The sequence below is a fragment of the Mycobacterium sp. 23 genome (assembly GCF_048287075.1).
Classification (GTDB): domain Bacteria; phylum Actinomycetota; class Actinomycetes; order Mycobacteriales; family Mycobacteriaceae; genus Mycobacterium; species Mycobacterium gordonae_B.
The window spans coordinates 4910011-4923973 of record NZ_JBLVUX010000005.1 but is presented as its reverse complement, the minus strand read 5'-3'; the positions used below and the strand labels follow the sequence as shown (position 1 = coordinate 4923973).

Annotated in this window: 12 protein-coding genes; 9 read left to right on the top strand and 3 right to left on the bottom strand. The window is 63.6% G+C overall.

Annotated features, from left to right (window positions below):
- Nucleotides 1-34: 34 nt before the first annotated feature.
- From ACNQS7_RS24015 to tcmP, 6 genes are all read left to right on the top strand, one after another.
- Nucleotides 35-538, top strand: a complete 504-nt coding sequence (locus ACNQS7_RS24015) for a helix-turn-helix domain-containing protein (RefSeq protein WP_256100838.1) — start codon at nucleotides 35-37, stop codon at nucleotides 536-538.
- A gap of 279 nt (nucleotides 539-817) precedes the next feature.
- Nucleotides 818-1711 carry an Abi family protein gene (locus tag ACNQS7_RS24010; protein ID WP_418014493.1) on the top strand — a complete coding sequence of 298 codons (894 nt, stop codon included), beginning with the start codon at nucleotides 818-820 and terminating at the stop codon, nucleotides 1709-1711.
- A gap of 135 nt (nucleotides 1712-1846) precedes the next feature.
- Complete coding sequence (locus ACNQS7_RS24005; protein ID WP_256100836.1) at nucleotides 1847-2536, top strand: N-6 DNA methylase; 690 nt, start codon at nucleotides 1847-1849, stop codon at nucleotides 2534-2536.
- Nucleotides 2533-4200, top strand: coding sequence for an Eco57I restriction-modification methylase domain-containing protein (locus tag ACNQS7_RS24000; protein ID WP_256100835.1), 1668 nt, complete (start codon nucleotides 2533-2535; stop codon nucleotides 4198-4200). The genes ACNQS7_RS24005 and ACNQS7_RS24000 overlap by 4 nt, the downstream gene beginning before the upstream one ends.
- Nucleotides 4148-6754, top strand: coding sequence for a DEAD/DEAH box helicase family protein (locus tag ACNQS7_RS23995; RefSeq protein WP_256100834.1), 2607 nt, complete (start codon nucleotides 4148-4150; stop codon nucleotides 6752-6754). The genes ACNQS7_RS24000 and ACNQS7_RS23995 overlap by 53 nt, the downstream gene beginning before the upstream one ends.
- Nucleotides 6755-6922: 168 nt before the next feature.
- Nucleotides 6923-8038, top strand: a complete 1116-nt coding sequence (gene tcmP / locus ACNQS7_RS23990) for a three-Cys-motif partner protein TcmP (protein ID WP_256100833.1) — start codon at nucleotides 6923-6925, stop codon at nucleotides 8036-8038.
- Here tcmP and ACNQS7_RS23985 read toward each other — a convergent pair.
- Nucleotides 8035-8781 carry a DUF5131 family protein gene (locus ACNQS7_RS23985; protein WP_256100832.1) on the bottom strand — a complete coding sequence of 249 codons (747 nt, stop codon included), beginning with the start codon at nucleotides 8779-8781 and terminating at the stop codon, nucleotides 8035-8037. The genes tcmP and ACNQS7_RS23985 overlap by 4 nt on opposite strands.
- Nucleotides 8782-9230: 449 nt before the next feature.
- On the opposite strand from ACNQS7_RS23985, the gene ACNQS7_RS23980 reads away from it, so the two are divergent.
- On the top strand, nucleotides 9231-9428 hold the full coding sequence (locus tag ACNQS7_RS23980) for a hypothetical protein (protein WP_256099920.1): 198 nt from the start codon (nucleotides 9231-9233) through the stop codon (nucleotides 9426-9428).
- Nucleotides 9429-9436: 8 nt separating this feature from the next.
- On the opposite strand, the gene ACNQS7_RS23975 is transcribed toward ACNQS7_RS23980, so the two are convergent.
- Nucleotides 9437-10396 carry a hypothetical protein gene (locus ACNQS7_RS23975; protein WP_418014492.1) on the bottom strand — a complete coding sequence of 320 codons (960 nt, stop codon included), beginning with the start codon at nucleotides 10394-10396 and terminating at the stop codon, nucleotides 9437-9439.
- Between the two features lie 354 nt (nucleotides 10397-10750).
- On the opposite strand from ACNQS7_RS23975, the gene istA reads away from it, so the two are divergent.
- Together istA and ACNQS7_RS23965 are read left to right on the top strand one after the other, a co-directional pair.
- The gene (gene istA / locus ACNQS7_RS23970; RefSeq protein WP_240258325.1) at nucleotides 10751-12268 is read left to right on the top strand and encodes an IS21 family transposase; all 1518 of its coding nucleotides are present in this window, start codon (nucleotides 10751-10753) and stop codon (nucleotides 12266-12268) included.
- A 47-nt stretch (nucleotides 12269-12315) separates the two neighbouring features.
- Entirely contained in the window at nucleotides 12316-13041 is a 726-nt protein-coding gene (locus ACNQS7_RS23965) for an ATP-binding protein (RefSeq protein WP_240263800.1), read from the top strand.
- Between the two features lie 407 nt (nucleotides 13042-13448).
- Here ACNQS7_RS23965 and ACNQS7_RS23960 read toward each other — a convergent pair whose 3' ends face one another.
- The gene (locus ACNQS7_RS23960; protein WP_256099922.1) at nucleotides 13449-13877 is read right to left on the bottom strand and encodes an NUDIX hydrolase; all 429 of its coding nucleotides are present in this window, start codon (nucleotides 13875-13877) and stop codon (nucleotides 13449-13451) included.
- Nucleotides 13878-13963: the final 86 nt, after the last annotated feature.

Sequence of the window (13963 nt, the reverse complement as noted above, 5' to 3'; positions counted from 1 at the left end):
GGCTCCGACGGTGAGATGAGAGGAAGTGAGACCCATGAGCACCGCCTCCGCGGAGATTGTGAGCCCGGTTCCGGCCGATGCCGATGGGCTTGCCGATGTCCTCAGCTTCATGGAGACGCACGAGGCCCGTCACGGGTCCTCTCCTGAGCCTGCCTTCTTCCTATCCGGCGCGGGCGAACACGACCGTGTCGAACTGACCGAGCAGCTTTACGAAGTCCTCAAGCGTGTCGCCCACGCCCTCAGCCACGGCCAGTCAATCAGCATCCTGACTCGTGACCGAGAAATCTCCACCCAGCAGGCCGCCGAGATCCTCGGCCTGAGCCGTCCCACGGTGGTTCGCCTTATCGAGGACGGCGAATTGCACGCGCACGTACCCGGTGCAGTGCGTCGCAAGCTCCGGCTTGCCGATGTTCTCGCCTACCGCGAGGAGCTTCGCGCCCGGCGCAACCGGTTCATTACCGAGAGCTCGGCGGAGTTCGCGGATGCCGACGCCGACGAGGTGACCGAGTTGCTCGCCGAGGCGAAACGCAAGCGTTGACCGTCCGCAGCGTCTGAAAGACTCGCCCACGTGTATCGCGCTGTCCTCGACACCTGAGCACTTGTGCCGAGCCTTCAGCGCGACTTCCTGTTGCAGCTGGCCACCGAGGAAGCTTTGGCGGTCATGGGAGCGGATTCATGGGCTGTCCGCTGTCCGGGCACACCCAGCCCACCCTTTGCGCAGTGTCGGCAGATTCGGCTATGCTGGTCCCAATCGACCCCCTCCCAAGCCTCTCCACGATGCTCAAATGGGAGGGGCCTTTTCGTTCTGGGGTGCCTGTTGAAGCCGAGCCTGTCATGGGATGCACAGGTTGACCTGCTTGTGGAGCGGGGGCTCATCATCGGTGATCAGGAAGCGTGCGCGGCGTTCCTCGCAGCGCACAACTACTACCGGTTCTCCGGATACATGCGCTATTTCCAGATAGCACCTCACCGTGGCGACAACAACTTCAAACCCGACACAGCGTTCGACGACATCCGCGCGATCTACGACGCCGACGAAGCGTTGCGGTCGGTATTGTCACATCGTCTCGGCCGAGCCGAAGTTCTTCTCCGCACCCACACCGCATACGTCATCGCGAATGATCACGGCCCGTGTGGCCGGTACCTTGAAGAGGACTTCTTCACCGACGCCAGCAACTCGGACCCGACCGTCGAGTCGTGCTTGAAGGACATCGAGCGCAGCAGGGAGCGGCATATCCTGCGCTACACGAATGCCGGCAGAGGCGCAGCCGACTTCACCAGCCTGCCCGTCTGGTCGGCCGTCGAGGCGTTCTCGTTCGGCACGTTGTCCAAGTGCATCGAGCGCGGCGGCCAAGGGACCGTGGCTGAGGCGGTCGCTAACAGTCTCGGCGTCGCCAAGGCCGGGTTCCCCTCCCGCGTGCGAGCACTCGTCTACCTCCGCAACCGCTGCGCACACCACAGCCGGTTGTGGAACCACTCCGTCATCGACGCCGGCCCGACTCCGAACAACGTGCGCAACAAGGCCAAGAGGCAAGCGGGGCAGTTCGAGCCCAGGTCGGTGCTCGATGTCATTGCCTCACTCGACGACATCCTCGTTCGCGGGAAGGCCGCCGAGCCTGTGCTGCCCGAACTTCTAGAGCAGCACGACGTGAAGTCAGCGTTCTGGAAGGGTCTGGGTCACCCGGTCAACCCTCGCGATCGTGAAACGTAGCCACGAATCCCACGCGCTGAAGGCGACTGCGGGAGAGTCGTCCTCGGTTACGAAGACCCGCACACGAATCCGTCGCGAGGAGGACACGTTTCCGCAATTGATGCTCTGGCTGTGCTGGTCTCGTAGGCTCGGCAAGTGAGTGCACAGAAGTTCGAGGAGGTTGTCGTGACTTCGCCGACCTTGCCGGCTGAGGTAGAGCGGTTGGTCAAGTCCAGGCAACGGGTGGCTGACCACGGTGAGGTGTTCACCCCGGCTTGGATGGTCGAAGCCATGCTCGACCTAGTCAAGGAGGAATCCGAGCGGATCGACTCCAGGGTGCTCGAACCTGCGTGCGGTGCCGGCAACTTTCTGATCCCCGTACTCGTTCGCAAACTCGCCGCGGTCCAGTACCGGTACGGGAGGAACGAGTTCGAGAAAAGGCATCACGCCCTGTTTGCCCTGATGTGCACCTACGGGATAGAGCTGCTGCCGGACAACGCCCAAGACTGCCGCGACAACCTGGCGTCTGTCTTCAACGGCTTCCTCGGCTTAGATGCCAGCGACGAGTGGGCGCGATCCGCGCGAACAGTGCTTGCCGCGAATATCGTTCAGGGCGACGCGCTGACGATGACCGACCCCGCCGGGACGCCCATCGTGTTCCCCGAGTGGGGCTATCTCGGAAAGGGCAAGTTCCAGCGCCGGGACTTCCGTTACGACTCGCTCACCCAGCGCGCCTCGTTCGAGGGCACACTCTTCGGCGAGCTCGCCCACGAGGACCTGTTCACACCCGTCAAGACGTACCCACTCATGACCGTCGGCCAGATCGCCGAACAACTGAACCTATGAGCCAGGCTGCCTTCGCCCTACGGGCACATAACCCAGATGTTCTGACCTGCATCGCCAACCTCTCCAACGACGAGGTCTTCACCCCACCTGAGATGGCAAACGCCATGCTCGACTTGCTGGCCAAGTCGTGGGCCGCGGCTCACGACGGCGCAGACCTCTGGGCTGATCCGACGGTGACATTCCTCGACCCCTTCACCAAGTCGGGGGTGTTCCTTCGCGAGATAGTCCGCCGCCTCACCGATGGCCTAGCCGGCCGACTCCCTGACCTGGACGAGCGCGTTGACCACATCCTCACCAAGCAGGTATACGCCATCGCAATCACCCGGCTCACCGGGATGCTCGCCCGCCGCAGCGTGTATTGCTCGAAGTACGCGAACGGTCCGCATTCCATCGCCAAGTCCTTCGATACCGAGCACGGCAACATCTGGTTCGAGCGGACCGAGCACACCTGGGCTGGGGGTACACGCGAGTTTCGGGTCGATCCGTTGACTGGTGATGAAATCGCCGTATACACCAAACGCAAGTGCGCCTACTGCGGTGCGGGTGAAGAAGACTACGCACGCGGCAAGGATCTCGAGACGCACGCCTACGCGATCATCCACACCGACGACATCAAGGCTCGGATCACCGAGCTGTTTGGAGAAGACGTGCACTTCGACGTGATCATCGGGAACCCGCCGTACCAGCTCAGCGACGGGGGCTACGGCACCTCGGCTGCGCCGATCTATCAACTGTTCGTCGAGAAGGCCCTCGGTCTCGACCCGCGCTTCGCGGTGTTCGTCACACCCTCGCGATGGTTCGCCGGAGGCAAAGGTCTCGACGAATACCGCAAGTCGATGCTCAGCGACCATCGGATGCGCGAGATTGTCGATTATCCGAAGCTGTACGAGGCGTTCCCCGGGGTCAAGATCCGGGGTGGCGTCTCGTACTTTCTGTGGGACCGCGACTACGACGGACCCTGCACCGTCCAGACGATGTGGGACGGTAAGCCTGTGGGTGAGCCCGCTGCCCGCTACCTCGATGAATACGACGTTCTTGTCCGCCGTAACGAATCCGTTCCGATCCTACAGAAGGTGCGCGCCCAAAAGGAGCCCACCCTCGCAGCGCGGATATCCAGCCGAAAGCCCTTCGGACTACCCACCAACTTTCACGGCAAGAGCGCGCCGGGGGGGCTGCGGAGCCCTGTACAGCTCTTCGGATCTCGGAAGATCTCGTGGGTGAACCGAAGCCAGATCCCCCAGAACGATGCGTGGATCGACGAGTGGAAGGTGCTGATGACGGCGGTTCAGGGCACGAGCGCGGCGGTTGAGACGAAGTTCCTGTCGAAGCCAATCATCGCTGGACCTGGGACAGCATGTAGTGAGACGTACCTCGTAGCCGGGAGATTCTCCAAAGAGGAGGACGCCACGCGATATGCCCGGTACCTGCGTACCCGGTTTGTGCGTTTCCTCGTGTCGCTGCGTAAGTCCACACAGCACGCCACCCGCGACGTCTACGCGTTCGTTCCCGACGTCCCACTGGACCGGGACTGGACCGACGCGCTGCTCTACGAGCGCTACGAACTGACCCCGCAAGAGATCGCGTTCATCGAATCCCAGGTCGCAGAGCACGGTGACACTGACGACGGCACAGAAGATGAAGGCACTGATGACGGCGACGAGTAAGTCCGTCGAGGAGCTTCTCCCCGAGAGACCCGCAGCTCGACTGCGAATCTACGCCTGGACTCCGAACGACCCGCCGAGCGGTTACGCCGGACTCATCAAGGTCGGCCAGACCACGAAGGCGGATGTGAACGACCGCATCCGGGAGTCACAAGGACAGATGCAGCAGGCGTACACACTCCATGTCGACGAGCTCGCCGAGCGCGACGACGGCAGTGTGTTCCGGGATTCGGATGTGCGTCAGCGACTCATCGAGAAGGGCTTCGAGAACCCGGCATTCGGGTCCGCGCGAGAGTGGATGCGGTGTACGCCGGCCGATGTGCTCACGGCGATAACGGAACTCCGCACCGGGCAGCAGCTCTCCGGTACCCACCACCAGACCTTTGCGCCGCGGCTCGAACAGAAGCAGGCGGTCGAGAAGACCTTCGAGTATTACCAGTCGATATGGACCGCAGAGCCGGATAGGGTGCCGCGGTTCCTGTGGAACGCGAAGATGCGGTTCGGCAAGACCTTCGCCTCCTACCAATTGGCGAAACGCCTTGACGCCAAACGGATTCTCGTCGTCACCTTCAAGCCGGCGGTCGCGGACGCGTGGCAGACCGACCTTGAATCACACGCCGACTTCGATGGCTGGCAGTTCCTCTCCGCGGCAGCCGGCGACCTTACCTCCGTGGACCCCACCCGCCCGCTGGTGTACTTCGGCTCGTTCCAGGACCTGATGGGGCGAGACCGGCAAACCGGACTCATCAAGGCGAAGAACGAGTGGGTGCACACCACCAACTGGGACCTGGTGATATTCGACGAGTACCACTTCGGCGCGTGGCGCGATAGCGCGAAGGAGCTGTTCGAGGGGGAAGACGAGGCGGTCAAGCAGAAGGAGATCGCCGCCGAGTTCAACGAGGGCCTCGACTCATTCGAAGAGGAGCTCGACGAGCTAGGTAACAGCGAAGACGACTTCCTCCCGATCACCACCCGCGCCTACCTGTATCTGTCGGGCACCCCCTTCAAGGCGCTCGCGACCGGTGAGTTCATCGAGGAGCAGATCTTCAACTGGACCTACACCGACGAGCAGCGAGCCAAGGCGGAGTTCGCCCGGGACTACCCCGGTGAGTGGAACCCCTATGGCGCGCTACCCGAGATGCGCCTGATGACGTATCAGATGCCCGACGAATTGATCGCTGTCGCTCGCCAGGGCGAGTTCGACGAGTTCGACCTCAACGCGTTCTTCGACGCCACCGGCTCCGGATCCACCGCCGAGTTCATACACAAGACCGACGTCCAGAAGTGGCTCGACATCATCCGGGGCGGGCACTTCCCAACCCAGATCAGTGCTTTGAAGAACGGAACCCGGCCACCGTTCCCCTATTCCGATGCGCGCCTGCTCCCCTACATGCAGCACTCGTTCTGGTTCCTGCCGAACGTCGCGGCGTGCGAGGCGATGGCGAACCTGCTCGCTGAGTCGCAGAACACGTTCTGGCACGACTACAAGATCCTCACCGTCGCCGGGCCGCAGGCCGGGATCGGGCGCAACGCTCTGCCGCCGGTACGCGACGCCATCCGGGACGGCAACGACACCAAGACCATCACCCTGTCGTGCGGCAAGTTGACGACCGGCGTCACGGTCAAGCAGTGGGCGTCCATCCTGATGCTGCGTAACCTCAGCTCGCCCGAGACGTACTTCCAGGCCGCGTTCCGTGTGCAGTCACCCTGGTCGATCAAGAACCCTGAAGGCGACAACCCTTCCGCAGAAACCGTTCTCAAGCCCGTGTGCTTCGTATTCGACTTTGCACCGACCCGCGCGTTGCGGCAGATCGCCGACTACGGGGCAGGTCTGTCGCCCGAGACACCGAACCCCGAACACGCCGTCGAGGAACTAGTCAGCTTCCTCCCGGTGCTTGCGTACGACGGGTCGAACATGACCCAGGTTGATGCCGCCGCGATCCTCGACATCGCAATCGCCGGAACCTCAGCGACGTTGTTGGCGCGCAAGTGGGAGTCCGCGATCCTGGTCAACGTCGACAACGAGACCCTGCGACGGATCATGAACAGTGAGGCCGCGATGGCTGCGGTCATGAACATCGAAGGTTTTCGTGCACTTGGGAGCGCGATCTTCGAGACGGTGGTCAACAAGAGTGAGGCAGTCAAGAAGACGAAGAAGGAGAAGGGCGAGGCGCTTTCCCAGGCCGAGAAGAAGGAGCTCACCGCCGAAGAGAAGGAATACAAGTCCAAGCGGAAACAGATCCAGGAGAAGCTGATCAAGTTCGCTACGCGCATTCCGGCGTTCATGTACCTGACTGACTTCCGCGAGAACACCCTTCAGGACGTCATCACCAAGCTCGAACCGGATCTGTTCAAGGCTGTGACCGGCCTCGGTGTCGGCGACTTCCACCTACTCGTGAACCTCGGAGTCTTCAACGCTACGCACATGAACCAGGCGGTGTTCGCCTTCCGCCGCTACGAGGATTCCTCGCTGGCGTACACCGGCATCGAGTCCCACGAAGGCCTCACACACTATGGCCTCTACGACACAGTGGTGGCGGCTGACGAGGTGGTCTAGGTACGACGCGCGGTTCGACTCGGCGGGCGCAGTAGACAAGCGGAATTCACCGCGGCGAGGCTGGCGGACCGCGCCTTCCCCCGTAGTTACGCTGCATTTGACGGGGAGGAGCACCGGGATGGCGCACTTCAATCCACCGCAAGTTCTGAACGTACGGGGCACACTCTGGTGACGCGCAAGGAGGAATTGCGCAAGCAGGTGGACTACCCGTCGGACCCGCACACCCGCCTCAAGCATGCCTTCTACCGCCGGTACATCGCGTGCTGGATGGGTAAGGTTCTGCAGGGCAGGTGGGCCAAGCCGGGGACCATCATCGACGGGTTCGCTGGCTCAGGGATGTACTCCGATGGTCTCGACGGCAGCGCAATCATGATCGCGAAGTTGTTCCGCGACCACGTCTGCCGCCCAAACTTCCAGCCGCTTACCTATGTGACGAACGACTTGGACCCGCGCCGCTGCGAGGCCCTGGACGGGCGCATGAAAGCTCTTCCGGCAGACGACCGGATTTATCATGTAGCGGTCGGACCGAAGAAGTTCGAGAACATCTTCGCCGCGGCGCGGAAGCAGCACGCGCCGGCAGGGACGCAGACGCTGTGGATCATCGACCCCTATGGGCTCAAGCAGATCCCGTGGTCCATCATCGCGGAGATCGTGAAGGTCCCCAAGAACGACGCCGTGATCACGTTCATGGCCGACGAAGCTCACCGTTACCGCACCAACCCGGCGATGGTCTCAGTCATGAACGGCCTCTACGGCGACGACTCCTGGCAAAACATTGAGGACGGTCTCAGCACAGCGCAGTCCAAGGCCGCGCTCGTTAGGCTCTACTGCGACAAGCTGGAAGCGCTCGGGTGCCACACCTCGTCGTTCGACGTCGACGTCGCTCGCCGGTACACCCGGTACTCGCTGATCTTTGCAACGCACCATCAGGCGGGGCTTGAATGCTGGAACTCCGCCAAGTGGTCTGCGGACCCCACCAGCGGCCGCGGGGCCAGCGCCGCCACAGCGTTTCAGCCGAGCCTGCTCGAACCCGACATTCAGCCCCTGATCGACGACTTTCGGAAGCGTGTCGGTGTTAACGACTTCACTGATCTGGTCAACCAGGCGCAGATCCTCGGTCACACGGAAACTCACGTGCGCAGCGCGCTAGACGAGCTATTCCGAGAAGGGCTTGTAGTCCGGCTGTCTCCGGCCGAGGCTCCGAAGAAGGCCCCGTGGCCAGCGACGAGCCGCATCCGGATCTTCGAGGAAGGACCTGATGAAGGAGACGGCAACGAGGCTTAGCCTGTTGCCGCGCCGGGCATCTCGTCCCACACCTGGCCGTCGAGTTCTCGCCCCGCGGCCTTCGGAGTTCGACCTCCCCACTGCTTGAAGAAGAACGGCACCTCGGCGTCGGTGCACGCATCGCGGATGCCGCGGGCCCAGGACAGCTGCATGGGGCGGTACCCCGGCCCGCTCTCGCCACCGGCGATCACCCAACCGATGCCAGTCAGGTCAATCCCTTCGAGCGGCCCCAGCAGCGGTTCACACGACAGGAACCGGACGGCGGCTGGCACCTCACGGAGATGGTCGACTCGACTCAGGACATCCGAGCTCTCCACCGAAACCCCCATCCAGAGGTTCTGCGGCCAGTCCAGCTTGTCGGCCACGCGCCGCAGCCTCAGACTCCGCTTCGTGAGCACCTGGTAGGTGTGCCGCGGAGTGTCACGGCAGACGTCGAACACGTCGCGGATGAAGTCGATTGGCACCTTCGCGTGGAATAGGTCGGACATCGAGTTGACGAACACCACACGCGAGTGACGCCACCGCCGCGGCTCGTCGAGGGCTTGTGGGTGGACCGTGACGCCGAAGCCGAGGCCGGAGGTGCGCGGGTCGCCGTCCTGCTGGTACTTTGCTGAGCCCATCGCCTTGAGCCGCTTGGCCAGGGTCATCGCGTAGCAGTGGTCACAGCCGGCGGAGACACGGTCGCAGCCGGTGACGGGATTCCAGGTTGCCTCGGTCCACTCGATCGCCGAACGATCCGCCATCGCATGCTCCCCTCAGCTGCGGCTTCTTGCTGCCGACGCCACTCTAAGGTCAGCTGCCGACGGGCCGCGCGGGGCCACTGTTGCCGGTGTGTAGGAAGTGGCTCGCACGTAGGTGTCGGCACGGTATTCGGAGAGGTTTCGCACCAGAAGGTGTGAGGGGCGCGTCCATGTCTCTCAAACCTCAAGGAATCCTCACGGAATCAGGAGAGCCAGGCCATGGCGATCTGCGGCTACTGCAACCATCCCGGATACCACATCCAGTTCCTCCCGCTGGGCGTTGCACCCTCCCAGCTGTGTGGGGACTGCCCGCGCTGCCGTGAGGAACCGGACCCGCGCACAGACCGGTAGCTGAACGCGCTGACCCCGGGACCGATCGATCGGCCCCGGGCTTAGCAGGCGGTCTTGGTCATGGAAACGGTTCTGCACCCCTGCCGCGTAGCGTCCGCGACATGAACCAGAAGAAGACGAACGGTAGCGACCTCAAGACGGTGTTCCCGGAGGTGAACCGTGCGGCGCGCGCCCTCATGTACACGCTGGCCTCAGCCCTGGCCTCCGACTTCGATGAGGCGCGGCGACTCGGATGCACAGACCTCCTGCTGATGACTACCAACATCGTCACCCGCCGCGGCGGCGATCAACACCGCTGAGCTCGGACCTACTCCCCGAACAATTCCGCCGACCATGCTGCGACGGTGGGTTCGAAGCGCTCGGGGAGGTAGGACTCTTCAGGTCGTATGGCGCCGGGCGCGCGTGAAGCTGCCTCGAACAGACACACCGCGCATTCGGCCATGTTGAGCGTCACCGCCAGGGCGTCTGCGGTCAACGGGAACACCGTGCCACTGCGGCCGTAGTCCGTCATCCACTTGTAGCCGTGGATGAAGCTGGAGCCGTAGGAGTAGAACTGCCGGGCGACGTTCTCCACACCGCTGTTGGCGATCTCGCCATCGTCGTGTGCCGGTACGTGGGAGTCGACCCACTGCGCCGACTCCCGGATCATCTTCGTAAATGGCGGGGTTTTCTCGAAGGTGTAGGCGGCCCTCGCCGCGTCTAGCATCGCGTTGTACTTGCGGCGGTGCACCGCGTTCTCCACGAGCATCTGCTTCGGGTAGCGGGACGCGCGGGCGGTCTCGTCCTGTTCACCGATCAGCAGGAACCGGCGCCTCTGCTCCAGTTGCTCCATCTCCTCGGCCATGCACCGGTCCCTGCGGACTTCGCGATTAGGGTCGCCCAGCAGCCAGATGGTCAGCGCCGCGCACTCGATTGCCACCCTGCAGAGTTGGAAGATCTCGGTGACGTGCGGCTGGCGGTGCGACTTGCGTCGGGCAACCAGAATCCCGACGGTGTGCAGACTCTCCGCGGCGCTCATCGCGGGGAATATCGCGTGCTCGGTGACGGCCTGCGGTCCGGCCAACGTCAGCGGATACGCCGCGGCGAAGGCCTCGTCGTCGACGGCGAGTGCGCTCCCCGGTTCCGCGGTACGCGGGTTCAGGCCCCATTGGAAAAGTTCGCCGGCACGCTCACCTCGTTGATCGATGCGCGTCAAGACCCCGTTGTTGGCGAGGTTGAACAATGCCTCTGCTTGCTCAACGTTCAGGCCAAGGTTCGGGATGCTCATGCGAATCACGGTACGAGCTGCCCCCGACAACTCCGACCTAACGACTCAAACCCGTGCAGCGTTCGGTGACTGGATAGTCGCACGTCCGGGCCACGCGAAGAGCGACCGGTAGAACAGATCTCGCCCGTGGGGCTCGGGTGTCGGCGGACATGAAAAACTGCCCACTGGCGGACATGAAAGTGCCCGTTCGCGGCCAATAAGAACTGCCCACCGGCGGATACGAAAGTGCCCGCAGGCGGCCATGAATCTGCCCAGACCTACTTGATGTCGTTCGGCGCGTCTGCGCTGGGGCGGCCTCTCCTGCGGTTTCGATGTCGATGCCTAGTCGACCCGACAACCCCAGGAGAGACCTACTTGAAGTCTGACGGAGAACTCATGGAAATACTCAATGCCTACGACCTGACCGGGTCCTACCGCGCCGCGGCCGAGCTGTGTGGGTGCTCGCACCACACCGTGAAGAAAGCGGTCGAGGATCGCAACGCTGGGCTGCCCCCGGCCACGCGGCGGGCCCGGATGATCGATGATTGGCGCGACCTGCTGGAAACCTGGGTCGCTGATTCGAAGGGCAAGATCCGCGGCGACAAAGCCCACGACAAGCTGGTGGCGTTGGGCTACACCGGCACCGACCGCACCACCCGCCGTTCGTTGGCGGAGATCAAAGCGCAATGGCGCCTTGGCAATACACGCGTGCACCGGCCCTGGATCACCGAGCCAGGACTGTGGCTACAGTACGACTTCGCCGACGGCCCCCTTGTCGCCGGCCGCAAGATCGTGCTGCTCGTGGCGTGGCTGGCGTGGAGCCGCTACCGCGTCGTGGTGGCTTTGCGGGACCGCACCGCACCCAGTGTCTTCGCCGGCCTGGACCGCATCTTTCGCATCGTCGGTGGTGCTCCGACCTACCTGCTCACCGACAACGAGAAGACCGTCACCACTGGACACATCGCCGGAGTTCCGGTCCGCAACCGGGCCGCGGTCACCTTCGGCCGCTACTACGGCCTTTCGGTGCTGACGTGTGAACCCGCCGACCCAGCCACCAAGGGTGGGGTGGAGAACGCGGTGAAGCTCGCCAAAGCCGACATCGTGCCTACTGAGACCAACCTCCTGCCGCAGTACGACTCGTTCGCCGACGTCGAAGCCGCATGCGCCGGTTTCACCACCGAGATCAACGCCCGCGTGCACCGGATCACGGGACGCCGGCCGGCCGAGATGCTCATTCAGGAACGCCCGGCCCTGCACGCGGTTCCTGACCTGCCCCACACCGCCGCGTTGGGGGTGACCCGCCGGGTTCCCGACAACACCCCGATGGTCACCTTCGACCACTGCCAATACTCGCTGCCCGCAACTCTTCTGGGCCAGACAGTGTGGATCCGTGACCACGACGGCACCGATGAGGTGGTGATCTGCGCTCTTGATGGCGGCGGCCCGGTGGAGGTGGCGCGGCATCGCCGCGCCGCCCCCGGTAGTCCCGCCATCAACGATGACCACTTCCCTGAGCATCGGGACAAGGTGCCCGGTGATTACCGGGTGCGGGCCCGCACTGTCAGTGAGCAGACCTTCCTGGCGCTGGGGCCGGGTGCGGCGGTGTGGCTCAAAGAAGCCGCCGCCGTCGGCACCGAACGGATCCTGCAGAAGATGGCCCACGCGGTGGAACTGTCGGCGTTAACCGGCCGCGCCGATGTCGACTGGGCGCTCGGGCATGCTGGCGTGCACGGTCGCTTCGCCACCGGTGACCTTGATTCCATCCTCGCCAGCAAGGGCATGGACACCACTCGCCGCGGCGCCGACGAAGACACCTCCCTGGCGCAAGGAACCAGTGGGTGGAACTTATTCGGCCGCAACGTTATCGACGCTGACGAGGCAGGCATCGCGTGACTACCACCACGACCACCGCGTCGCTACCCGCCGACGTCGAAGCGCTGATGCGTGGGCTGCGGTTGCCGCACGCCCGCGCGATCGCCGCCGACGTGCTGGCCACTGCCCGAGCTCAACGCTGGGACCCCACCGAGGTGATCAAAGCGCTGCTGACCGAGGAGTCCGCCGGCCGGGCCCGGTCCATGCTGGCCGCCCGCCGCAAAGCCGCCGGCTTCCCGACCGGGAAGACATTCGACGTGTGGGACCCCAATGCGTCGTCGATCCCGTTACCGACCCAGCAGGCGCTACAGACCCTGGAGTGGGTGGGTCGTCGGGAGAACCTGGTGGTCTGCGGGCCCGCTGGCACCGGCAAGACGTTCTTCCTCGAAGCGTTGGGGCAGAAGGTCATCGAAGCCGGGATGCCGGTGGCGTGGTTCACCCTCGAGCAGATCGGGGTCCTGGTTCGGGCGCACCGCGCTGACGATTCGTTGGGCAAGGCCGTGGCCAAGATCGTGCGTGCCGAGCTCGTGGTGATTGACGACGTTGGACTGTTGCCCGTCGGTGCCGATGCCGCTGAAGGGCTCTACCGCATCGTCGAGGCCGCCTATGAACGGCGCTCGGTGGCGATCTCATCGAACCTGCACCCCAGTGGTTTCGATGAGCTGATGCCCAAGACGTTGGCGACTGCCACCGTGGACCGGCTGCTGCATCACGCGCACCTGTGCCAGACCAGCGGAGACTCCGTGCGGCTGGCCCAAGCCCTGCACGGGAAGGGAGTCAAACCCTTGAGCTGACAACGGCCTCAACCACCGGTGGCGGACACACCCTAATGGGCAGATTCGTGTCCGCCACTGGGCAGTTCTTATTGGCCACCTACGGGCAGTTCTCATGTCCGCCCACGGGCAGTTTCAGCTGTCCATTGACACTCGGGTTCGGGCGCACCGGGCGGCGTCTGCACGCACCGAGGATCGCATGCGAGCGGTCGCCGCCAGCGACTTATTCCGCAGAATCAGCTCCGTGGATGCCTCGATCAGCCCCGCGCCAGCGCTCATCAACGTTCGGGGAACCGCTCGGCGCTTCGTCACACTGAATCCGTCTTCTCCCTTATAGGGAATCGGCGTTGTAAAGGATCGGCGAATGCGGCGTGAGATGCGTTTCTCGGATGCCGTGGAATGTGAACTCACACGCAAACAGACAGAGTTCACCGGGTAATGAGATCGACCCCATCGTGCGCCCGCGACTGAGGCGCATCCTTGAAGGCATCCAGCACACGCACACCAAACGCTGGAACCATCGCCGACTGCACTTCTTCCGTTGTCATCCAACGGAATTCACTTGTCTCGTCTGTTGCATGGGGCTCGCCAGCGGCAGGCCGACAGCGGTACACCAATGCGACGATCCCGCGGGCCAGATTCTTATAGACACCCGTGAGCCGCTCGACGGTGACCTCAAGGCCGGTTTCTTCCAGCACCTCACGTCGAACCCCAGCCTCGAACGACTCGTCGAGTTCCAGGACTCCCCCCGGCGCCTCCCAGTGGCCGTTGTCTTCGCGCTTGATCACCAGGACGCGGCCATCGTCGCGGACCACGATGCCGGCGACGCTGACCGAGTGCTTCGGTGTGGCTGCCATGCGCAAGACTCCTCTGCGGCCGACTCGATGTGACAAGGGACGTGTCGTGTCCCTAGACTAGTCGCCTAGACATGTACGAGAAGGCT

Excerpts from the sequence above, each read along its gene's own strand:
- ACNQS7_RS23975 (WP_418014492.1), bottom strand. The coding sequence starts at position 10,396 with ATGAGCATCCCGAACCTTGGCCTGAACGTTGAGCAAGCAGAGGCATTG.
- ACNQS7_RS23965 (WP_240263800.1), top strand. The coding sequence starts at position 12,316 with ATGCGTGGGCTGCGGTTGCCGCACGCCCGCGCGATCGCCGCCGACGTG.
- ACNQS7_RS23985 (WP_256100832.1), bottom strand. The coding sequence starts at position 8,781 with ATGGCGGATCGTTCGGCGATCGAGTGGACCGAGGCAACCTGGAATCCC.
- ACNQS7_RS23960 (WP_256099922.1), bottom strand. The coding sequence starts at position 13,877 with ATGGCAGCCACACCGAAGCACTCGGTCAGCGTCGCCGGCATCGTGGTC.
- ACNQS7_RS24000 (WP_256100835.1), top strand. The coding sequence starts at position 2,533 with ATGAGCCAGGCTGCCTTCGCCCTACGGGCACATAACCCAGATGTTCTG.
- ACNQS7_RS23980 (WP_256099920.1), top strand. The coding sequence starts at position 9,231 with ATGAACCAGAAGAAGACGAACGGTAGCGACCTCAAGACGGTGTTCCCG.
- ACNQS7_RS24015 (WP_256100838.1), top strand. The coding sequence starts at position 35 with ATGAGCACCGCCTCCGCGGAGATTGTGAGCCCGGTTCCGGCCGATGCC.